This is a genomic window from Exiguobacterium sp. KJ 601 (assembly GCF_027161185.1).
Classification (GTDB): Bacteria; Bacillota; Bacilli; order Exiguobacteriales; family Exiguobacteriaceae; genus Exiguobacterium; species Exiguobacterium profundum.
Genome location: NZ_JADHZG010000001.1, coordinates 1,439,589 through 1,462,437, shown reverse-complemented (window position 1 = coordinate 1,462,437; position 22,849 = coordinate 1,439,589). Strand labels below are relative to the sequence as shown.

Sequence of the window (22,849 nt, the reverse complement as noted above, 5' to 3'; positions counted from 1 at the left end):
AAAACAGTTCGATTGACTACCCTGAACATATGACATTCAGAAACGAGTCGGCTATACTTTTCAAAGAAGAGGTGATGTAGATGAAAGTAGTAGCCATCGGGGCACATCCGGACGATATCGAAATCGGGATCGCCGGCATGACCGTCCAATGGACGAAAGAGAAGACTGAGGTCGTGTACGTCGATTTGACGAGAGCGGAACTTTCTTCAAATGGTGATGTAGAAACGAGACGACAGGAGGCAAGTGCGGCTGATGACGTGCTTGGTGTCCGTCGAATCAATCTAGGATTTAAAGACCGGGGGATTGACGGGGGAGAAGAGCAGCTCGAGGCAATCGTTTCCTTGATTCGCCGTGAGCGCCCAACCCACTTGCTCTATCCATATGAGGTCGACCGTCATCCTGACCATGCAGCCTGCGCCCATCTCGTGACAGAGGCGCTGTTTAATGCCGGGATCCGAAAGTACTTACCCGAACTCGAGGAATATCGTCCTGAAAGTGTGTACCAATATATGATCAATGCTCACGTCGAACCGGATGTGTGCGTGGATATTAGTGACACGATCGAAGTGAAGACACGGGCGCTTCAATGCTACGCGAGTCAGTTCACTCCGGTCGATGGAGTGAAGACACCGCTTACCGATGCGTACGTGGAACGGGTCATCGCCCGTGAACGCCATTTTGGGAGCTTGATTGGAGTCGCCTATGCGGAAGGGTTGAAGCGTGTTCGACCATATGTCGTAAAACAGGCAGGTGAACTCGCATGACGTATCGGATTGGGATTCTTTGTTATCCATCTGTCGGAGGCTCTGGGATTTTAGCGACAGAGCTCGGGATGAAGCTTGCGGACCGTGGGCATGATGTGCATTTTATCACGAGCAGCATGCCGTTTCGTTTGAACGCCTATCACCCAAATATTACGTTTCATCAAGTCGAAATCAATCAATATTCGGTCTTTCGTTATCCGCCGTATGATATGACATTGTCAGCGAAGATTGCGAGTGTCATCCAATCGTTCGGTCTCGATGTCATCCATGCACACTATGCCGTACCGCATGCCGTTTGTGCTGCGCTTGGTCGTGAGATGGCGGGTGTGAAGACCCCGATCGTGTCGACGTTACATGGTACCGATATCACCGTACTCGGTGAGGACGAGGAACTGAAACCGGCCATTCTATACGGGCTGCGTCAATCGAACGCGATCACGGCGGTCTCTCATAGTTTGAAACGGGAGACAGAAGAGCGGATTGCCAGTGATTTGCCGATCCAAGTCATCCATAACTTCATCGATGAATCGGTGTATACGCCTCAACTCGACCCGACACTCCGGGAACGGTACGGCTTGTCGGATGAGGACCGGGTCGCCATCCACATTTCAAACTTCCGTCCTGTCAAACGCGTCGACCTCGTCCTTGAGGCGTTCGATCAGATGGATGTGCCGAATAAGAAACTATTGCTCGTCGGAGACGGTCCGCTCATGGGTGCGATGCGTCGACTCGTGACGGAAATGGGGCTTGAAGAGCAGGTCATTTTTGCCGGTAAACAAGAACAAGTCGCCGCACTTCTGGCAATCAGTGACGTTCACGTCCTGTTATCAGACAAGGAGGCGTTCGGTCTCGTGGCGCTCGAGGCGATGGCGACGGGTGTGCCCTCTGTCGTGAGCGATGCGGGTGGGCTGCCGGAAGTGATCACGGACGGTGAGGATGGTTTCGTCGTTCCAAAAGGGGATGCGAGCCAGGCCGCCTCTGCGATGGAGCGGCTCTTGACCGATCGTTCGCTACGAGAACGTTTCCGACAAAATGGATTGGTGAAATCCCGGCGTTTCGCCTCACAAGACATCGTGACCGAATATGAACGCTTGTATGAACAGGTGGTGACATCATGACGGAATGGGAATACGCAAAACAAATCATCGACACGATCGAACAGCATGGTGGCGAGGCGTATATCGTCGGTGGTGCTGTTCGGGATTATGTGCTCGGGAGTCTGCCCGATGATATCGATTTGGCGACGTCCCTCTTCCCGGAAGAGGTGATGGCGCTGTTCCCGAAGTCGGTTCCGACCGGTATCGAACATGGGACTGTCACGGTCATTATTGACCACCATCCGTTCGAAGTGACGACGTTCCGTTCGGAAGGATCGTATTCGGATTCGAGACGACCGGACCATGTCGCACTCGGGGTATCGCTTGAAGAGGATTTATTACGAAGGGACTTCACGATGAACGCGATGGCGTTCCATGATGGACGAGTGGTCGATTTATTCGGTGGTCAACATGATCTAGAAGAACGAATCATCCGAACAGTCGGCAGTCCGTTTGAACGGTTCGGAGAGGACGCGCTACGCATCATGCGTGCGCTTCGCTTCATGTCACAACTTGATTTCACCTTACATGACGAGTTGCGGGAAGCGGCGAGCGAGCTCGGTCATAAGCTCGAACAAATTGCGATGGAGCGTATCGCGATCGAATTTGAGAAACTGTTGACGGGACCTGCATACAAGAAAGCGCTAGGTGAAATGGTCGAGCTCGGCATTCATCGCTATTTACCGAACGTGACGACCGAACTGATGCAGCGTGTCCAAGAGGACGCTCGGACACCTGTAAACGCGGTCAGCGGATGGGCACTCTTTCTCTATCATGCACAGGATGACAGCTGGCTATCGCCATGGAAACGGTCGAACGCGATCAAACGGGAGGCTCGTACGCTTGCACTGCTCTGTGAGAAGGGACTTGACCGGATGACGATTTATGTGACGGATGAACAGACGCTCTCCACTTACTTCCGGATGAACGGGGAGAAAGACCGTAGCCGTGAACTGAAACAGTCGCTCCCGATGACGTCACGAAAAGAGTTGAAATTTGACGGTCGGGACGCCTTAGCGCTCGGTGCACGAGGGGAAGCGATCAAGCATCTGTTAGCCGACCTCGAACGACGCGTCATCTTAAACGAGTTACCGAACCATGAGACAGTATTGAAAGAGGAGGCGAAACGATGGCTTCAACGCGCGGGCGTGTTCTGACGCTATTACAAGATGGTGAAGTATGGAGTGGCCAAGAGTTGGCCCGTCAATTAAATATTTCACGTACCGCTATTTGGAAACATATCGAAACGCTTAAGCAAGACGGTTATGCGATTCATACGATCCCAAGAAAAGGATACCAATTGCTTGAGCAAAGTGACCGATTCGATGAACCAGCGTTTGCGTCATATCGGAAGGGACGGTTCGGTCAAATCGTCCATGCGTTTGACCAAATCGACACGACACAACGAATCGCCCATGAGCTGGCGCAACAACACGTGCCAGAGGGGACGCTCGTCATGAGCGAGGAACAGACGGCCGGTCGCGGACAACTCGGTCGTAACTGGCACAATCCGAAGCACGTCAATATCGCGGCAAGTGTGATTTTAAGACCGGAATTACCCATTCGCGACGCATCAAAGCTGACCTTGATGGCGGCAAGTGCGTTTGCGAAAGCGTTGAATGCGCGGGACCTTGACGTGACAATCAAATGGCCTAACGATTTACTGTTAAATGGCAAGAAAATCGGAGGCATTTTGACGGAAATGCAAACGGAAGGGGACCGCATTCAAGCCGTCATTTTAGGGTTCGGAATGAATGTCAACGGCGATGACATTCCGACTGAGTTGGCGCACCGGGCGACCTCCCTTTATTTAGAGACCGGGACGAGGTATCATCGCAGTGAGTTATTGGCAGAACTATTGGCAGAACTCGAGACCGAATACGACCGATTCCTTGACGTAGGATTTGCACCGGTTCGCTTGAACTGGATGAAACATGCCGCCTATTTAAATGAGTCGATCACCTTGAGTGTGTCCCGGACATCGCGAACAGGTGTCATGCGAGGCATCTCGGACGAGGGGGCACTGCTACTCGAAGTGGATGGAACGGTCGAACCGGTCTATTCTGCTGAGATTGCAGTGTGGAATGATTGATGAAAGCGAGACCATCGACTATACTTAATGTGTCGGACGCTATCAATTCTTGAAGTGTACCGCGCTTGCAGACTGTCACATTCAGTTGTCTGCCTTGATCATTATGACAGGGACAGAAGGACACTAACTCATGAAAACCATGAATTTGTTTTTCGTGCGCCTTCTTGCCATCTGTGTAAGAAGGCGTTTATTCTTTCCTGTCTCCACGTTAAGGAGGAGAAACAGATGCACACGATGACTACATTGTTAAAAAAAATGAACGAGCAAGAAAAGCTCGTCATGTTGACGGCATATGATTATCCGTCAGCCAAACTTGCCGAATCGGCCGGTGTCGATTTGATATTAGTAGGTGATTCACTTGGGATGGTCGTACTTGGTTATGATTCGACGATTCCGGTGACGATGGAGGACATGCTCCATCATTCGAAAGCGGTACGCCGCGGAGCACAAAATACGTTCGTTGTGGTAGATATGCCGTTTGCGTCATATCACGGAGACTTCGATCGGACGTTACAGGCAGCATCGCGTTTATTCCAAGAAGGCCGTGCGGATGCCATCAAACTAGAAGGGGGCGGTGACGTGCTTCATACGATTGACCGCTTGACACAAGTCGGCATGCCATGTGTCGCCCATCTAGGGTTGACCCCTCAATCGGTTGGCGTCCTAGAAGGATATAAAGTACAAGGGAAGTCCCTAGAGGCTGCCGAGACACTCCTTCAAGATAGCTTGGCTGCGGAACGTGCTGGCGCGAAGATGCTCGTCCTTGAGTGTGTCCCTCACCAATTGGCAAAACGGATCGCAGAAGAATTGACGATTCCTGTCATCGGAATCGGTGCAGGTGCAGATGTCGACGGCCAAGTGCTCGTCTATCATGACGTATTGAAATATGGGGTGGACCGTCTCCCTAAATTTGTCCAAGCGTATGCAGACGTGAATGAAGTGGCGACGGATGCTATCCGTTCTTATGTCGAAGAGACGAAGAACGGTCACTTCCCGTTAGAACGTCATACGTTCACAATGGATGAGTCGTTACTCGACTCATTGTATGGAGGAAAAGGATGAAGATTGTATCGACCGTCGAAGAATTACGTATTGCCTTACCAACGAATCAAACGATTGGCTTCGTGCCGACGATGGGATATTTGCATGAAGGACATATGAGCCTCGTTGAAAACGCGCGACGGGAAAATGACGTCGTTGTCATGAGTATTTTTGTCAATCCGACACAGTTCGGACCGAATGAAGACCTCGACCGTTACCCCCGCGACTTTGAACGGGATGAGAAGTTGGCACGTGATGCGGGAGTCGATGTCTTGTTCTATCCGACGACGGAGACGATGTATCCACTTGACATGGCGCGTGTGACCGTCCGTCACGGGGCGGACGTATTATGTGGGGCGAGTCGTCCCGGTCATTTTGATGGTGTGTTGACAATCGTTTCAAAATTATTTAACCTTGTTCAACCGACACGCGCTTATTTCGGTCTGAAGGATGCTCAACAAGTGGCACTCATCGAAGGATACGTCCGAGATTATTTCGTTCCAGTCGAGATTCGACGCTGCCCGATTATTCGTGAGGAGACAGGACTAGCCAAATCTTCTCGAAACGTCTATTTGTCAGATGTCGAAACGGCAGAGGCGAGTCGGATTTTCAGCGCATTGACGATGGCGCGAGAGGCACTCGATACAGGTCAACAAGTTGATGAAGTAAAACGACAGCTGACTGAACGTTTGAACGAGATTCCGAACAGTCAAATCGATTACGTCGAGCTTGTCGATTACCCGACGCTCGGTGCCGTCTCGAGCGACTCGACCGAACTCTTGTTAGCGGTGGCCATTCAGTTTGAACGGGCCCGATTGATTGATAATGTGATTTGGAAGAAGGGATGAATCCAATGATTCGTACATTTATGCACGCAAAGCTTCATAAAGCAACAGTGACAGAAGCAAACTTACACTACGTCGGTTCAATTACAATCGATGAGGATTTGATGGATGCGGTCGGTATCATGGAGAATGAACATGTACACATTACGAACAACCATAATGGTGCTCGCATCGAAACGTATGTCATCAAAGGGGAACGCGGTTCAGGCGTGATTTGTTTGAACGGAGCGGCAGCACGTCATTTCCAGGTCGGTGATGTTGTCATCATCATGGCTTACGGTCAAATGACAGCGGAAGAGGCAAAAACGCATCGTCCGAAAGTAGCTGTGTTGAACGAACAAAATGAGGTCGATCAACTTCTTTACGAAGAGATTGCTCATACAATTTTGTAAAGGATTCGGGGGTGTCGGCAGAGGCATCCCCGTTTTTTCGTTATTCGTTCTATGGTAAGATGAGACAGACAGAAAGCACGAGCGTGCCAAAGATGGGATGGATGTTATGGACACGTATGTGATTGTGGATTTAGAGACTACGGGTCATTCCGTTAAGTCCGGAGATGAATTGATTGAGTTTGCGGCGGTCGTCGTACAAGAGGGTGAAGTGATAGAGCGCTACAGCACCTTGATTCGACCGAGTCGACCAATCCCACCTTTTATTACGCAATTGACAACGATTAGTGACGAAGATGTAAGTGATGCACCTACATTTGAAGATGTGATTCCCGACATTTGGAAAATGCTAGATGGACGGGTGTTTGTCGCGCATAACGTCGCATTTGATTTAACTTTTTTAAATGAGAGTCTTGAACAAGCGGGTTATCTTGCGTTTCAAGGGAGAGCCATTGATACTGTCGAATTGGCCCGCATCTTGTATCCGACTTTAGAGAGCCATGCGTTAGAAGCGCTATCGGATACGTTTGACCTCGTACATACAGACGCACATCGGGCACTCAGTGACGCAGAGGCGACAGCCGAGCTCTTCATCCGGATGCTCGACCGTTTACGCGATTTACCGATGGTGACGCTGAAACGACTTCGAGAGTTATCTGAGTCATGGACGAGTCATATCGAACCGTTACTCGATGAGATGATCCTTGAGGTCGGGATCCGTCCAGACGACGAAACACGTTTTGATATCCACCGCAAAATTGCGTTAAGGCGACCGGTGGATGCCTTCGTCCCGACGACAGAACGTGAACCATTCGAGCCGTTCCTTTTGCGGACGATCGAAGAGACACTCCCTTCACTGTTTGAGCAGTTTGAACCGAGACAGAGTCAATTCGAAATGATGCGTCACGTCTATAAAGCGTTAGACGATGAGGAAACATTATTAGTCGAGGCGGGTACGGGAACGGGTAAGACGCTTGCGTACTTGATTCCGAGTGCCCACCATGCCCTCGAGACGAAACGCCCGGTCGTCATTAGTACGCATACCATTCAATTGCAAGAACAGTTGTTAAATCGAGACTTACCTGTTCTTCGTCAGATTTTTCCTGAGATCGAATTCACGTTGTTGAAAGGGAGACGCAATTATATCGATTTGCGTAAGTTCGAGATGGTGCTCGACGAATCAAATGACGGTCTTTTGGCATCGATGTGTAAAGCGATGGTACTCGTCTGGCTCACAGAAACCGAGACCGGAGATTTAGAGGAACTCTCATTCCCGGGATCTGCGACACAAGGTCCTGCTTCGTTCAAGCGTTTGATTCAAGCAGATGCTTCTAATGATTTTGGTCGATTCGACCCATGGTATAGCCGTGACTTTTTCACGAAAGCCGTGTTGCGCTCGAAAGAAGCGGACCTGATTGTGACCAATCATGCTTTACTGTTCTCGGATTTACAGCATCAGGCAGGCATTTTACCGACGGACACACCTCTCGTATTAGACGAGGCTCATCAAGTCGAGGAAGTGGCCTCTCATCATTTCGGTGTGACATTTGATGCGATTCAATTTGACCGCCTCTTCAAATGGTTCGGCTACGGAGCAGATGGCAAATTCCATTCTCGCATCATTCAGCTAGCCGATTTGACATCCGTAACCGAAGAAGCGGAGGCATTCAGTCAACAAATTGATTCGGCTCTTGCAAGGGTCGAGGAAGAACTCGAAGACCTTCTGACGTCCCTTCAATCGTTAGGTAAGAAAAAAGAACCTCGACAAACGGTTCGTTTCGAGCGGGAAGGTGCAACGTTTAGACCAATTCGAGAAGTGGCCAATCGACTCGAGGACAAACTGCGGACGTTGCGGACGTCACTCCGACACCTCCATCGACTGCTCGATGAGCGTAAAGAACATATGACATTCAAACAACGCGCACTTCTTGGTGACTTAAAAACGTTGATTGGAGACGTGCGTGAACTCGAGAGTGTCATCTATGAGACGATGTTGACGCGCGACGATGATGCGGTCAGCTGGGTCGAACTGAATTTAGGGAATCGGAAATTGACCTCGGTATACACGCAGCCCGTCGAAATCGGACCGTTGTTACACGAACGTCTGTTTAAGAAGCGACCAACGATTTTAACATCGGCGACGATGACGGTCTCAGGGAAGTTCAGCTTTATGGAACGACGCCTCGGATTAGAAGGAGAACCGGTCCGAAGAGTCGTATTACCGTCACCATTCAACTTCAAAGACCAGGCCAAACTGTTTGTACCGTCGGACTTCCCATTGATCAATGAAGTGCCGCTTCCTCAGTTCGTCGACCAGACGGCCCAGTCGATTGTCCAAATTGCGAACGTGACGAAAGGGAGGATGCTCGTCTTGTTCACATCGAACGAATTGCTTCGCCTCACTTACGAACAAGTCAAAGACCATCTTGACCCGTCTTATACACTTCTCGCACAGGGTGTGAGCGGCGGCTCTCGTAGCCGCTTGACGAAACAGTTCAAACGGATGGAACAGTCGATTCTCTTTGGGACAGCAAGCTTTTGGGAAGGTGTCGATATTCCAGGGGAGGCGTTGACATGCCTTGTCATCGTAAGGCTTCCGTTTGCACCGCCCGATCAGCCGATCATGCAAGCACGTTCTGAGAAAATTGAAGCGACGGGTAAGTCACCATTCTTTGAGTTATCCCTGCCCCAAGCGGTTATTCGCTTCAAACAAGGTGTCGGTCGATTGATTCGATCGAAAGGGGATTATGGTGCCGTCTTCGTATTCGACCGTCGTGTGGAGACGACACGTTACGGCAAACAGTTCATCAACAGCTTGCCTAAAGTTGACCGGATTGAAGGTACGCTTGAAACGTCGTTATCCGAGTTAGAGTTGTTCTTAGACGAGAAGGAAAAGTCTGTGGCACGAAATGACAGATAACGCTAGGCATCACGATATTATCGTTTTATAATGATACGTATAGTGTTTTTAGAGGAGGAGTCAATATGAACTCGAATATTGAGACACTGGCGAGCGTGCGCATCGAACCGACTGCGGACGTCTACAAAATTGTCGACTTATTGAATCGGACCTTAAAGAGTCAGGATTTAATGTTCGGTTTGTCACTTGAGAAGAAAGTGAATGATCCGAAGAAGGAAGAGATGGTCTTCACCATCTATCGTACAGAATGACCAGAAAGGCAAAATGGATCGTCTCATTACTGGCGGCACTGATTGGTGTCGTCCTTGTCTTTAGCGTGATGTATCGATTCACCATCGGTCATACAGAGAATCAAAAAGAAAAGCTCGTCGAAACGGCGATGGCACGATTGACTGAAGAATTTCCAGACGCGAGAGTGGGTCAGGGAGAACTGTTCAATGGGACAGAGGCATATGTCGTCTTCCCAGAAGTAGACGGGAAGTCCATTTGGTTTGTCCCATTGGATAAAAAGCTGAAGATCGAGCAACGAGAAATCGGTGAAGTGGACGCTACTGACGTCTGTTCGAAGTCGGTTGAGGAGACAGGCGGACAACTGGTCAGCTGTAAGGTTGGTTTTGACGAACGGGCACTCATCGAAGTGGTCACGAAAGCGGATGCGTCTTATACGTATTCGTACTATACGCTTCAGACCGGAGAATTTATTCGACGGGTCCAATTGACCGATCAAATGTAATGAATTAGAGGGGGATTATGATGGAACATCTATTAGCGAAACGTGTAAAACAACTCACACCATCGACTACCTTAGCGATTACAGCTAAGGCGAAGGCACTGAAAGCTTCAGGCAAAGATGTCATTGGTCTCGGCGCGGGTGAACCTGATTTCAACACACCAGAACGAATCATCGACGCTGCTTGTCAAGCCGCTCGAGATGGAGACACAAAATACACGCCATCTGGCGGGACAGTCGCGTTGAAAGATGCCATCATTGAAAAGACGAAACGCGATAGTGGATTGTCGTTCGAACGCAACGAGGTAATGGTGGCTTCAGGTGCGAAACATGCCCTATACGCTCTGTTCCAAGCTATTTTAGATGAAGGGGACGAAGTGATTGTCCCAGCCCCATACTGGGTCAGTTACCCGGAACAAATCAAATTGGCGGACGGAGAACCCGTCTTGGTCGACACGAATGAAGAGACGTCATTTAAATTGACGCCAACGCAACTCGAGAATGCGATTACAGCTCGTACAAAGGCCGTCATTTTGAACAGCCCATCTAATCCGACGGGAATGATTTATACGAAAGAGGAGCTACAGGCACTCGCCGATGTCATTCTTCGCCATAATCTTCTCGTCGTTAGCGATGAAATTTATGAAAAATTGATTTACGGTGATGCGTCGTTCGTATCGATTGCGACCCTTCCGAATATGCGTGAGCGGACAATCATCATCAATGGGGTATCGAAATCTCACGCGATGACAGGTTGGCGAATCGGGTATGCCGTTGGTGATGCAAAAATCATCGGCGCGATGACGAACTTGGCCTCACACTCGACATCAAACCCGACATCTGTCGCACAAGCGGCTGCGGTAGAAGCGTACAATGGACCACAAGAAGATGTGGAAATGATGCGTCAATCGTTCGAGGAACGACTTGAAATCGTCTACGACCGTCTCGTCAAAATCCCTGGCATCACTTGTTTGAAGCCACAAGGTGCATTTTACTTATATGCCAATGCGAAGGTCGCGGCCACAGAAAGTGGCTATGACACCGTCGATGCTTGGTGTGAAGCTGTTCTTGAAGAAGCAAACGTGGCACTTGTGCCTGGTTCGGGCTTCGGACAAGACGATTACGTACGATTATCCTATGCAACTGAATTAAAACGCGTATTAGAAGCGCTCGATCGAGTAGAAGAATTCGTTACGAAGCACGCTCGATAAGCGAAAGGATGGAAAAGAATATGACAACTATTTCGATTAACCAATTTAAAGATTATGAAGGCCAATCGGTCCGTGTAGGGGCCTGGATTGCCAATAAACGTTCAAGTGGTAAGATTGCTTTCCTTCAATTACGTGATGGAAGCGGTTTTGCTCAAGCAGTCGTTGTAAAAGCTGACGTGGCGGAAGAGTTATTTACGTTAGCCAAAGGGATTACTCAAGAAACTTCGGTTTGGGTCACAGGGAATGTCAAATCTGATGGCGGACGTACACCACTCGGATTTGAATTGGAAGTGACAGATTTAGAAGTGATTGCGGAATCGATTGATTATCCAATCACACCGAAAGAACACGGAACGGAATTCTTGATGGACAACCGTCACTTATGGCTCCGTTCACGTCGCCAACACGCGATTATGAAAGTTCGTAACGAAATCATTCGTGCGACATATGAATTCTTCAACAAAGAAGGATTTGTCAAAATCGATCCGCCAATCCTTACGAGCAGTGCTCCGGAAGGGACGACAGAATTGTTCGAAACAGATTATTTCGGTCAATCAGCCTACCTTTCTCAGACGGGTCAATTGTATATGGAAGCAGCGGCGATGGCCCTCGGAAAAGTATTCTCGTTCGGTCCAACGTTCCGTGCGGAGAAATCAAAAACACGTCGCCACTTGATTGAGTTCTGGATGATTGAGCCGGAGATGGCATTCGTCGATCATGACATGAACCTTGAGATTCAAGAGCAATACGTCTCATACATTGCACAGGCAGCACTTGCGAACTGTAAAAATGAACTGGAACTGCTTGGACGTGACCTTGAGAAATTGGCACAAGTACAAGCGCCGTTCCCTCGTGTTCGTTACGAAGATGCCATCAAGTTCTTGAAGGCAGAAGGATTCGACGACATCGAATACGGTGATGATTTCGGTGCACCGCACGAGACGGCGATTGCCAACGCACATGATCAGCCGGTATTCATCACGCATTGGCCAAAAGAAATCAAACCGTTCTACATGAAAGTAGACCCTGAGAATCCAGAACTTGTTCTGTGTGCGGACTTGATTGCACCAGAAGGATATGGTGAAATCATCGGGGGATCTCAACGTGAGGACGACTACGATCGTTTAAAAGAAGAGATCATCAAGGAAGGTCTCGACGAAACGGATGCGTATGATTGGTACCTTGAACTTCGTCAATACGGTTCGGTCCCACACTCTGGTTTCGGACTTGGTCTCGAGCGTACGGTCGCATGGATCAGTGGAATCGAGCACATCCGTGAAGCGATTCCGTTCCCACGTCTTTTAAACCGAATTCACCCTTAACGATTAATCGGGGAAGACACCATGTCCTCCCCGATTAATGTGTCTTAGAAAGGAAGTGCGACATGGATGCACATCAATTGATTCAATTATTCGAGCAAAGTCCGGTCGTCATTCCACGAAAGCTGTTCACCGATGCGAGACGCCTCGATTTGTCACCCGTCGAGTTCAGTCTGATCGTCCATCTTCTAGAAATGACTGGAGAAGGCATCGTCATGCCGCTCCCGAGTGAGCTAGGGAAACGATTGAATGTTTCAGAGAATGAGGCGCGCTCAGTGCTACTTGGTCTGTTGCAAAAAGAGTTGATCGCGATTGACGCTTCAAGTGATGGCGAGCGATATAGCCTATTGCCACTTTTCGAAGCGTTACAAGGGGAAGAGAAAGTTGCGCCACAGCAGACACTGAATGAGAATATCATTCATACGTTTGAGAGGGAATTTGGAACGATCACCCCGTTCGAGATTGAACAAATTGTCGGCTGGATGACGGAAGATGGCTTCAGCGAAGAACTCATCATGGCCGCACTTCGTGAAGCGAAACTTCGAAACGTGCGAAACTTCAAATACATGGACAAAATCCTGCGCGTTTGGCAAGACCATCATGTCGAATCGCTCGAGGATGTCGTGGAATATCAACGGAGGAATAAGTGATGTTGACGCGAGCACAATTACAGGAAGTGTCAGATACGATGAAGCAGATGTTCCCAGACGCTCATTGCGAGTTGACGCATCAAAATCCCTTTGAATTGGTCGTCGCGGTCGCGCTCTCCGCACAAGCGACGGATGCGCTCGTCAACAAGGTGACACCAGGATTGTTTGAAGCGTTTCCGTCTGTCGAGGCGATGGCTGCGGCTGACGTGTCTGAGATTGAGGCATTGATTAAACGGATTGGTCTGTACCGTAACAAAGCGAAGAATGTAAAAGCACTCTCAGAAAAAATTGTGAACGAGCATGGGGGGATTGTCCCTTCTGACCGAGCATCGTTAGAGGCGCTCCCCGGAGTCGGTCGTAAAACAGCAAACGTCGTCCTTTCTGTTGCATTCCATGAACCGGCGTTTGCGGTTGACACACATGTGGAACGAGTATCCAAGCGTCTCGGTATTTGTCGCTGGAAAGACAATGTTCGACAAGTCGAGGATACATTAATGAAAAAGTTTCCACGCGAGGAATGGTCACAACTTCATCATCAATTCATCTTCTTCGGACGATATCATTGCAAGGCACAACGCCCAGGCTGTGAGGCATGCCCACTGTTGCATATGTGCCGTGAAGGAAAGAAACGAATGAAGTCACAGAAAGTCACCACATAAAAAACGCATCGACACGCAATGTGTCGATGCGTTTTTGCTTAATGATTCCAAGGATGGTCGCTCCATTCGCGACGTTTTTTCGTGATTGGCACTTTTTTGAAGCCCCAGTTTCGGAAATCTTGGTCCGGACTTTCTTTACGGATGTAAATTTTGTCCTTAATGGCTTTAAAGATTCGGTTCTCGTCCCCATAATGGACGAACCGTGGTTTCACTTCAATCACGCCACGACGAACGCGAGAAAGTGGCAGACAGACGAGGTCAGCGATTTCTAAGCCAGATTGATACATCGTGTTCTGCTTCTCAGAGAAGATGAAGCCTTTAATTTTTTGACGGCTCTTTTCGACGTCTAAATGAACGGTACCTGAGTTGAAAATATCAAAGAATGCTTTTTGAATCAGTAAGTTCTGATAATCGTCTCGGGATTCCAGGACGACACGGGCACTTACTGCCTCTGTTTCTTCTAAAAACGCATAGAATGACTTCATCAGGTGAGCGAATGCGACGACATACGGATCTTTTGGCGTCGAATAAAAGTCATGAAGCTTTTGTTTATCGACCTCGACACTGACGATTGTACAGTCGATTCCTCGCAAAAATTCAGGGAGTTTATCCCAAAAGTCGCGCAACATATCAATCGTGATCCCATCTTCTTTTCCGTAAGGATGTTCCGCTTTTAAAATTTCTTTTAAATGAAGTGGGATATGCTCCGTTTTGAACACATCTCGTTTGAACGCCTGAAGACGTCGTTTCAATTCACACGGTAATCCAGTCTCGTCTGCATCGATTGAATACTTATATTCCATCAGCACGCCAGTCAAGTTAAATTGCGTATTTCCCTTCGGTGTGCCTGTTTCGTCGACGAACATGACATACTTCTTTCCACTTTCCATCCAATCCCTCCAAAACGGCTTAACAGTAACGTCTTTAAGCACCCTATTTTATTTCCAAATGATAATTTGGTCAATCTATTGCACAGATATTGCACATTTTTTTTAGAATGACATCAATGAGGTTTATCGGTGTGTCATCTTGGATAAACAGTAGAAGTGCTATTATCATAGAAAAGCAATCGAATCATACATAACGAGAGCTTTTCAATTTGGATACACAATCGCTTACATACTAGTTTAACATACGGGAGTTTGGTACGATATGTGTTGCGGTAATTCCACACAAGTGTCGACCGACAGAAGTCGACAATCAGACCTGAGACGGAAGGAACGAGTGGACCGACCTGTTAATATGTATGTATGGGGTGACGACATTGTTCCATTATCCAAACGGTAAAAAGGCAAACGTGACAAAGACAACAAAGGGGGAAGGAATTTCGAAGCAATCATCGAATTCTCAAACCTATGCGAATCGCGGAATGAACTTGGAGACGCTGTTAAATGAAACGAATGAGTTTTATCGGATTCATCAACGAGCCGTCATCCACAAAAAACCAACCCCTCTCCAAATCGTCAAAGTCGACTATCCAAAGCGAAGTGCCGCCAAAGTAACGGAAGCCTATTTCAAACAGGCATCTACGACCGATTACAACGGTGTTTATCGTGGTAGGTACATTGACTTTGAAGCGAAAGAAACGAATAATAAGACATCGTTTCCGCTCGGCAATTTTCATGACCACCAAATCGCCCACATGCGTGAGTGTGAACGTCATGGAGGGATTTGTTTTGTCATCATCCGCTTTAGTCGCTATAATACGCAATATGTATTGACCACCGAGCAACTTGTTCAGTGGTGGGAACAACGGTTAACGGGGCGCAAATCGATTCCGCTCAGCTTTATCGAAAAGGAAGCGATTGAAGTTCCGACGAGAGCCTTGCCGTCGATTGATTATTTGACGGTGCTCGATCAATGGCTCGATTGAATAGAAGGAGTGAACCATGAATGGAGCGAAGTAGGGTCGCACGTCGACAAGATTCGACGACGAATAAACGCAAAAAAACTGGGAAACAACCAAAGACGAAAAGTAAGAAACCGATGTGGAAACGCATCTTTTTATTAGGTTTCATGTTATTTATTGCTGCGGTAATCGCATTCGGCGCATATACGGTATATGCCATTGCGACGGCGCCAGAACTAGATGAAGACAAACTTGTCGATACGTATCCGATTCAGTTGCTTTCGGCTGAAGGAGAACCGCTCGAAGGGGCGGGTCAGATTCGAGAGTATGTCTCCATCGACGACATCTCTGAAGTGATGCAACAAGCGGTCGTGTCCATTGAAGACCGTCGTTTCTATGAGCATAACGGGATTGACTTACGTCGAATCGGCGGAGCCGTCGTTGCCAACTTGACAGAGGGTTTCGGTGCAGAAGGTGGATCGACCATCACTCAACAATTGGTCAAGCAGTCGTTCCTTTCGACAGATAAGAAGTTGAAACGTAAGCTTCAAGAACAATGGCTCGCACTCAAACTCGAGCGTGAGTATACGAAAGAACAGATTTTAGAGATGTACTTGAACAAAAACTATTACGGTAGTGGCGGATACGGTGTGCAAACCGCATCGAAACGTTACTTCAATAAGCCGGTCTCTGAGGTCAATTATCAAGAGGCCGCGATTCTCGCAGGTCTCCCGCAACGTCCAAGTGCCTACGATCCAATCAATGGTGATCAGGAGTTGACTCGCTACCGTCAAGAGCAAGTCTTGTCTGCAATGAAACGTGACGGACATATTTCTGAGGAACAATACAATGAGGCACTCGATGTTGCCATTGCTGACGTCATCTCACCAGGTGAAGAGAAGGAAGAAGAAGCGTTCACACGTGCGATTTACTCTCGTGTATTGAATGAGTTAGAAGAGGACTATGGTCTTGAACAGTCAGATATTTACGGGACTGGTTTGAAAGTTTATACGTCAATCAACAAAGAGTTACACACAAAACTCAACAGTGATATTAAATCGAATAATGTTAATTTACAAACAAGTAGTTTCCCTGAAGATTTACGAATGGGTGCAACCGTCTTGAATACAAAGACCGGTGAAATTGTAGCTATCGTAGACAGTCAACAGGCGAAGCAAGGTGATACCACATATCGTGACTACTCAAATGAGAAGTATCAAATCGGATCGACAGCTAAACCATTTTTCGATTATGGTCCTGGAATTGAAAATGGGCAGTGGTCGACAGGTAAAGTGTTGCTTGACGCTAAATTAGATGGCACATATAGTCCGAATAACTATTATTCAGGTTTCCGTGGACCAAATACGATGCGCCAATACTTGAAAATTTCAGCGAACACGCCAGCAGTTCGTGCTTTCCAAGAAGTGCGGGATGAGTATGGACAAGAAGCAATCGAATCGTTCGTTAAAAATGTAGGAATCGAACCTTCATATTCTGGCGATGAACTCAACGAATCTAATGCTTTAGGTACGGCAGAAGCGAGCACGACACAGATGGCTGCAGCTTATGCAACACTTGGTGCGAATGGGATGTATACAAAACCGCACTTGATTCAAAAAATTGAATTCAATGATGGTTCAAGTATTAATTCACCGATTAAAGCCAAGCAAGCGATGGAAGATTATACAGCGTATATGTTGACAGACATGCTTCGTGATGTTGTGAGTGCTGAAGGTGGAACTTATGTACCTGGCGCATTCCCATGGGACGTAGCAGGTAAAACGGGTACGACGAACGAGCCTAACTCTACAAATCCGAAAGATAAATGGTTTACTGGTTATTCTACGGATTACTCAATCTCAGTATGGACAGGAAAAACGAAAGATTCGACAGTCGCTTCGTTCGATCCTGACTATGCCCAATACTATTTCGAATATATGATGCAACAAGTGACGAATGCGACGGGACAACCGGATCGATTCCAACGTCCAGACTCAGTCTTGTCACTTGGTAATGAGCTTTATGTAAAAGGAACAAAACCAAAAGATCTTCAACCTGAGAAGTTGGTTGCTCCGACTGGGGCAAGTGTTAACTACGATGAAGAAGGTCAAACCGGTTCTGTCTCATGGTCATACGATTTCGATGGTGCACAAGCCGATGGTTATACGGATATCACGTTCACGGTGACACAAAAGTCAGCCGATGGAAGTGAGCAAGTCGTCGGAACGACCGGGGAGACGAGTGTGAATATTGCAAACTTGGCCGAAGGAGACACAACGTTTACTATTGTCGCAAATGCGTCGAACCCGTTGACGGGAGAACAGCAATCGGCACCGGCACAAGCGAGCTATTCGATTGAACCGAAAGAGGAACCGACGGAAGAAGAGGAAAACCCTACTGATGAGGGGAATTCCGAAGATGAACCATCAGACGAAAATAACGGGAACGGGAATGATAACGGAAACGGGAATGGTAACGGAGACGGAAACGGCGAAGATACCACCGACGAACAAACTCCTGATGAACCGGCTACGGATGAAGGTTCTGGCGAAGGTACAGACGAACCAACTGACGGAGATGATTCAGGAACTCCGTTAGAGGGACAATCCAATGGTGAATCGTCAGACACGAATCGTGGAAACAATAATTCAAACAATGGGAATAACTAAGGAGAGCAGGGCGACATTGTGCGCCCTGTTTTTCGTTTGACTTTGTTATAATGAAAAGAAAGGGAACAGGATGGTGACGCATGGTTCAACTCTCTTTAAAACGCAAGATGAAAGTATTACTTGTCATGGATCGACTGCAAGACGATGATTTCGGCGTGCCTCTCGGTGGACATCTCGGGTTAAAGCTTTCACATGTGCTCTTAAAAGAGTCCATACCGTTTGGGCGTCTCATCCAGGACCAAACCGTCGCCGAAGCAATCGGACATGCTTACTTGAAACGAATCGGAGTCGAGACCATGTTCACGGGCGAAGAATCCTATTATCCAGAACTTCTTCGTGGCAACCGTCAACTCATCTCAACAAACGAAGATTATTATAAAACGGTGCAACGCTACGTCAAACATCTTTTAGCGGTTCATTCGAAATGTACGAAACTACATACCATCGTCTTGTTCGGACGGTCGACGCAACGTCTGTTTTCAGATGCGCTCTTCCGTCTCGAAGAAGAAAATGAGCATGTCGCTGCTACATTTAAAGACATGGCCATCTTTCAGATGCCCGCTGTATCGAGAGTGGTACGAGATGAACGGATTCATCAAATCCGACAAGTCGTAGCGGACCTTGCACCTTCGAATGCGTAATGAAAGAAGGTGACTAGATGCGAAAATCTCGCTCTGTCGAAGAAATCATAAAAGAATTAAGAGATGATCCTGGTTTTTCAAACCACGTACGTCATTGGCACACGGTCGATGCACGTCCGGCCCAATATGCCCCAATTCCAGAGCAGGTGCCTGAACAATTGGTGAATGTACTTAAGAATCGTGGAATTGAACAGCTGTATACGCATCAAGCCGAGGCTGTGAAACAAACGGCGGCTGGCCATTCGACGGTCATCGTAACACCTACGGCATCAGGAAAAACACTGTGTTATAACTTACCGGTTCTATCCAAGATGATTGAAAAACCAACAGCCCGTGCGCTTTATCTTTACCCGACAAAAGCACTCGCGCAAGATCAAAACAGTGACTTGATGGAGATGGTCGAAGCCCTTGAAGGGAATTTACGATGCTTCACGTATGATGGAGACACATCACCTGCGGCACGAACAAAAGTCCGCGATGCGGGGAATATCGTCATCACGAATCCGGATATGTTACATTCCGGCATCTTACCTCATCATACGAAATGGATTCGTCTTTTTGAGAACTTAGAATATATCGTCGTCGACGAACTCCATACGTATCGTGGCGTGTTTGGTAGTCATGTGGCGAACGTGTTTCGACGCTTGAAGCGAATCTGTGCCTATTATGGCAGTCATCCCAAATGGATCATGACCTCAGCGACCATTGCAAACCCGCTTGAACTTGCCGAGCTATTGACGGAAGAAGAAGTCGTTTTAATCGATCGGAACGGGGCACCTCAAGGGAAGAAACATCTTGTGTTCTACAACCCGCCTGTCGTCAATGAAGCACTCGGAATTCGTCGAAGCGCGACGCTCGAGACGAAACGAATCGCCTCGAGGCTCGTGGAAGCGAACATTCAAACGATTGTATTTGCGCGGTCACGCGTACGTGTCGAGGTGCTATTGACCTATTTGCAGGAATTAACGCGTCGGGAGCTCGGACCAAAGTCTATTGTCGGTTACCGTGGCGGCTATCTTCCATCTGAGCGTAGAGAAATCGAACGGCGGTTACGGAACGGGGAAATCAAGGCGGTCGTCTCGACAAACGCGTTGGAGCTCGGTGTCGATATCGGCCAACTGCAAGCGTGTGTCCTGAATGGGTATCCTGGAACGGTCGCTTCCTTATGGCAGCAGGCTGGCCGGGCCGGACGGCGCCATTCAGAATCACTCGTTGTATTTGTCGCATCCTCGTCATCACTCGACCAACTCGTCGTCGAACAGCCGGACATGATTTTAAATCGCTCACCGGAAGCGGCACGTCTTGACCCGAATAACTTGATTATTTTAGTAGATCATATCAAATGTGCCGCTTTTGAGTTGCCGTTTCAAAAGGGAGAGCGGTTCGGAACAGTCGACACGGAAGATATATTAGAGTTTTTGACGGATGCTCACGTCTTGCATGAACGGGCTGATAGATATTATTGGATGACGGATTCATTCCCGGCCCATGACATCTCGCTTCGGACGAGTGATCAAGAAAATGTCGTCATCGTCGATCAGACGGCAAAACATCAAGTCATCGGTGAAATGGACACGTTCAGTGCCATGACGTTGTTACATGATGAAGCGATATACTTGCACGGAGCCGAGCAATATCAGGTCGAAAAACTCGATTTTGAGGAGAAGAAAGCGTATGTTCGCCGAGTTGACGTCGACTACTACACAGATGCGAATTTAGCCGTTGAACTGAAGGTGCTTGAAGAGAATAAGACAGATGGAGCGAAGACGTTTGGTGAGGTATCGGTCATCGCGATGGCCACTTTGTTCAAGAAAATAAAATTTGGGACGCATGAGAACATCGGGTCGGGCCCGATTCATCTACCGGAGCGAGAGCTGCATACGACAGCGACATGGTTCACGTTGGATGAGCGATTCGCCTACTCGGAGGCGGACCTCGAAGATCAACTTGAAGCGGTCAGTGATTTGATGAGACGGCTTGCACCACTCTATCTCATGTGTGATACGCTCGATTTATTCACAACGATTCAGATGAAGTCGACACATACGAGTAAGCCGACCGTCTATCTGTATGACCGCTATCCTGGAGGAATCGGGCTGAGCGAGGCGCTCTTTAAAGATGCAGACATGGTGCTTGAAGCGGCAGAACGGACGGTATCCGACTGTCCGTGTGAGAGCGGATGTCCCCGTTGTGTCGGCATGGTTGGATACGGTGACTTCAAGCAGCAAGTCATTCGTCAGTTGCAAGGATTGAAAGGAACGATATGAAAGCTAAACTATCTAGATTAATCAAAACGAACGAACCTGCCCCAAAAGCTAGTGTTGCGACCCCTGATGAAGTGGAACAGCAAAAGTGGATGGGACAAGGTGGAGAGATCTTGACGTTCGAAGGGGAATGGTGCGTCCGGATCCGGAAGACATATCCCCTTGATGAGGTGTATCATGACTTCAAGTTTGGAGAAGCAGGACAGATGATGGCTCGAACCGAGCATCCGTTTTTCGCCGTCGACTTAGACCCCGACCAAGTCCTGTTCATGGATACGGAGACGACCGGTTTACGTGGGTCTGGAACGTCGATTTTTTTAATCGGGTTTGCGCGGATTCGTGCGGAACAACTTGAAATGATTCAATACGTGCTACCTCATCCGGCGTTTGAAACCGCCTTTTACTATCATTTCTTGCAAGACATCGGAGATGAGGTACGATTCGTCACCTATAACGGGAAGTCATTTGATTGGCCTCAAATCAAGACGAGACACACGTTCGTCAAATCACGGGTGAAACAATTACCTTCAGTGGGTCATGTCGATTTACTTCACGCTGCAAGACGATTGTTAAAACCGAGGCTAGAATCAGTATCATTAAAAGCGGTCGAAGCATACTTTGGTCATGAACGAACGGATGACCTTCCTGGATTCTTGGCACCGATGCACTATTTTCAATACGTCAAAGAGCGGAATCCAGAAATATTGCTGCCGGTCCTTGAGCACCATCATGCGGACTGTTTAAGCCTGGTCTCCTTGTATACGCGTCTCAGTCAACTCGTCACGATCCCGGTAACTGATTTCGGAGAGGAACGTGCCCACTGGCTACATGACCTTGGCGAACAAGATCAAGCGCTGAGGGAGTTTGAGCAACTCCCGAGTCCATCGAAGCGTGCCATCATGCGGCAAGCGATGTTATTAAAACGAGCTGGACGATTTGAGGAAGCCATTCCGCTGTTTGAATCGCTTCATACGATTGAAGGGTACGTCGAACTCGCCAAATATGCAGAGCATAAACAAAAGGACGTGGCTTTAGCGATTGATTACACGGAGCGAGCGTTAGAGATTCTTGATCAAAAGCGGACGGTGTTACGTCAAACGATGCAACGCGAGAAAGATGCGTTAGAACATCGCCGTGCTCGCCTAGAAAGGAAGCGAACATGAAAGTAGTAGCCGTCACAGGATATCGTCCTCATGAACTCGGCATCTTCAAAGCGGATCATCCGGGTATTGAAATCATTCAAGAAGCTTACCGGAAAAAGATACTTGAAGTCATCGAATTAGGTGCTGAATGGTTCATATTTAGTGGAACGAATGGTTGTGAATTGTGGGCCGGACAAGTATTGTTAGAGTTAAGAGAAACATATCCGATTAAAATCGCTGTATTTCCACCGTTCTTAAACATGGATGAGCGCTATAAACCGTTCGAACAAGAACTATTTGTGCAACTGCAACTCGAGGCAGACTTTTTTGAGCCGCTGACACAGCGTCCATACGAAGACCCGAGTCAGCTACGGGCAAAAACGGCGTTCTTTTTAGATAAAGCAGAAGGATTGATCACCTTGTATGACGAAGAAACGGAAGGAAGTCCCCGGTTTCTAGTCGATGGGGCTCGGCGAAAGCCGAACATGGAAGTTTTCTTGATCACACAAGAAGACTTACGAGTCATTGAAGAAGAAAAACAATGGGAACAACAATGGGAGTGATATG

General features: G+C 48.0%; 21 protein-coding genes. 20 read left to right on the top strand and 1 reads right to left on the bottom strand.

What is annotated here, in order from left to right:
* The first annotated feature begins 80 nt into the window (after positions 1-80).
* The 14 genes from bshB1 to nth all read left to right on the top strand — a co-directional run bounded on the left by bshB1 (position 81) and on the right by nth (position 13,717).
* Complete coding sequence (gene bshB1 / locus IRJ25_RS07505; RefSeq protein WP_269318044.1) at positions 81-764, top strand: bacillithiol biosynthesis deacetylase BshB1; 684 nt, start codon at positions 81-83, stop codon at positions 762-764.
* A complete protein-coding gene (gene bshA / locus IRJ25_RS07500; protein WP_015881485.1) occupies positions 761-1,882 on the top strand; it encodes an N-acetyl-alpha-D-glucosaminyl L-malate synthase BshA in 1,122 nt (373 codons plus the stop codon). Before bshB1 ends, bshA begins: the two co-directional genes overlap by 4 nt.
* On the top strand, positions 1,879-3,018 hold the full coding sequence (locus IRJ25_RS07495) for a CCA tRNA nucleotidyltransferase (RefSeq protein ID WP_264092429.1): 1,140 nt from the start codon (positions 1,879-1,881) through the stop codon (positions 3,016-3,018). The genes bshA and IRJ25_RS07495 overlap by 4 nt, the downstream gene beginning before the upstream one ends.
* Positions 2,991-3,953 carry a biotin--[acetyl-CoA-carboxylase] ligase gene (locus IRJ25_RS07490; protein WP_269318043.1) on the top strand — a complete coding sequence of 321 codons (963 nt, stop codon included), beginning with the start codon at positions 2,991-2,993 and terminating at the stop codon, positions 3,951-3,953. The genes IRJ25_RS07495 and IRJ25_RS07490 overlap by 28 nt, the downstream gene beginning before the upstream one ends.
* A 225-nt stretch (positions 3,954-4,178) precedes the next feature.
* A complete protein-coding gene (gene panB / locus IRJ25_RS07485; RefSeq protein ID WP_269318042.1) occupies positions 4,179-5,015 on the top strand; it encodes a 3-methyl-2-oxobutanoate hydroxymethyltransferase in 837 nt (278 codons plus the stop codon).
* Complete coding sequence (gene panC, locus IRJ25_RS07480; protein ID WP_269318041.1) at positions 5,012-5,842, top strand: pantoate--beta-alanine ligase; 831 nt, start codon at positions 5,012-5,014, stop codon at positions 5,840-5,842. The genes panB and panC overlap by 4 nt, the downstream gene beginning before the upstream one ends.
* Before the next feature lie 5 nt (positions 5,843-5,847).
* The gene (gene panD / locus IRJ25_RS07475) at positions 5,848-6,231 is read left to right on the top strand and encodes an aspartate 1-decarboxylase (protein WP_015881490.1); all 384 of its coding nucleotides are present in this window, start codon (positions 5,848-5,850) and stop codon (positions 6,229-6,231) included.
* 106 nt (positions 6,232-6,337) lie between these two features.
* Entirely contained in the window at positions 6,338-9,148 is a 2,811-nt protein-coding gene (gene dinG / locus IRJ25_RS07470) for an ATP-dependent DNA helicase DinG (RefSeq protein ID WP_264092432.1), read from the top strand.
* 65 nt (positions 9,149-9,213) lie between these two features.
* Complete coding sequence (locus IRJ25_RS07465; protein ID WP_015881492.1) at positions 9,214-9,399, top strand: YpmA family protein; 186 nt, start codon at positions 9,214-9,216, stop codon at positions 9,397-9,399.
* Positions 9,396-9,881 carry a hypothetical protein gene (locus IRJ25_RS07460; RefSeq protein WP_269318040.1) on the top strand — a complete coding sequence of 162 codons (486 nt, stop codon included), beginning with the start codon at positions 9,396-9,398 and terminating at the stop codon, positions 9,879-9,881. Before IRJ25_RS07465 ends, IRJ25_RS07460 begins: the two co-directional genes overlap by 4 nt.
* A 20-nt stretch (positions 9,882-9,901) precedes the next feature.
* A complete protein-coding gene (locus IRJ25_RS07455) occupies positions 9,902-11,089 on the top strand; it encodes a pyridoxal phosphate-dependent aminotransferase (RefSeq protein ID WP_264092434.1) in 1,188 nt (395 codons plus the stop codon).
* 20 nt (positions 11,090-11,109) lie between these two features.
* Positions 11,110-12,411, top strand: a complete 1,302-nt coding sequence (gene asnS, locus IRJ25_RS07450; protein WP_159562147.1) for an asparagine--tRNA ligase — start codon at positions 11,110-11,112, stop codon at positions 12,409-12,411.
* 62 nt (positions 12,412-12,473) lie between these two features.
* On the top strand, positions 12,474-13,058 hold the full coding sequence (locus IRJ25_RS07445) for a DnaD domain-containing protein (protein WP_015881496.1): 585 nt from the start codon (positions 12,474-12,476) through the stop codon (positions 13,056-13,058).
* Complete coding sequence (gene nth, locus IRJ25_RS07440) at positions 13,058-13,717, top strand: endonuclease III (protein WP_214783055.1); 660 nt, start codon at positions 13,058-13,060, stop codon at positions 13,715-13,717. The genes IRJ25_RS07445 and nth overlap by 1 nt, the downstream gene beginning before the upstream one ends.
* A gap of 38 nt (positions 13,718-13,755) precedes the next feature.
* Here nth and IRJ25_RS07435 read toward each other — a convergent pair whose 3' ends face one another.
* A complete protein-coding gene (locus IRJ25_RS07435; RefSeq protein WP_035387865.1) occupies positions 13,756-14,607 on the bottom strand; it encodes a DUF3800 domain-containing protein in 852 nt (283 codons plus the stop codon).
* A 356-nt stretch (positions 14,608-14,963) separates the two neighbouring features.
* On the opposite strand from IRJ25_RS07435, the gene recU reads away from it, so the two are divergent.
* The 6 genes from recU to IRJ25_RS07405 all read left to right on the top strand — a co-directional run bounded on the left by recU (position 14,964) and on the right by IRJ25_RS07405 (position 22,845).
* A complete protein-coding gene (recU, locus tag IRJ25_RS07430; protein WP_015881499.1) occupies positions 14,964-15,590 on the top strand; it encodes a Holliday junction resolvase RecU in 627 nt (208 codons plus the stop codon).
* Between the two features lie 20 nt (positions 15,591-15,610).
* Positions 15,611-18,235 (top strand): transglycosylase domain-containing protein, encoded by a 2,625-nt coding sequence (locus IRJ25_RS07425; RefSeq protein ID WP_269318038.1) that lies wholly within the window; start codon positions 15,611-15,613, stop codon positions 18,233-18,235.
* Positions 18,236-18,315: 80 nt separating this feature from the next.
* Entirely contained in the window at positions 18,316-18,876 is a 561-nt protein-coding gene (locus IRJ25_RS07420; protein WP_159562151.1) for a hypothetical protein, read from the top strand.
* Between the two features lie 17 nt (positions 18,877-18,893).
* A complete protein-coding gene (locus tag IRJ25_RS07415; RefSeq protein ID WP_269318037.1) occupies positions 18,894-21,143 on the top strand; it encodes a DEAD/DEAH box helicase in 2,250 nt (749 codons plus the stop codon).
* Positions 21,140-22,303: a ribonuclease H-like domain-containing protein gene (locus IRJ25_RS07410; protein WP_214783067.1), complete on the top strand. Its 1,164-nt coding sequence runs from the start codon at positions 21,140-21,142 to the stop codon at positions 22,301-22,303. The genes IRJ25_RS07415 and IRJ25_RS07410 overlap by 4 nt, the downstream gene beginning before the upstream one ends.
* Entirely contained in the window at positions 22,300-22,845 is a 546-nt protein-coding gene (locus IRJ25_RS07405) for a DUF1273 domain-containing protein (RefSeq protein WP_047795387.1), read from the top strand. Before IRJ25_RS07410 ends, IRJ25_RS07405 begins: the two co-directional genes overlap by 4 nt.
* Positions 22,846-22,849: the final 4 nt, after the last annotated feature.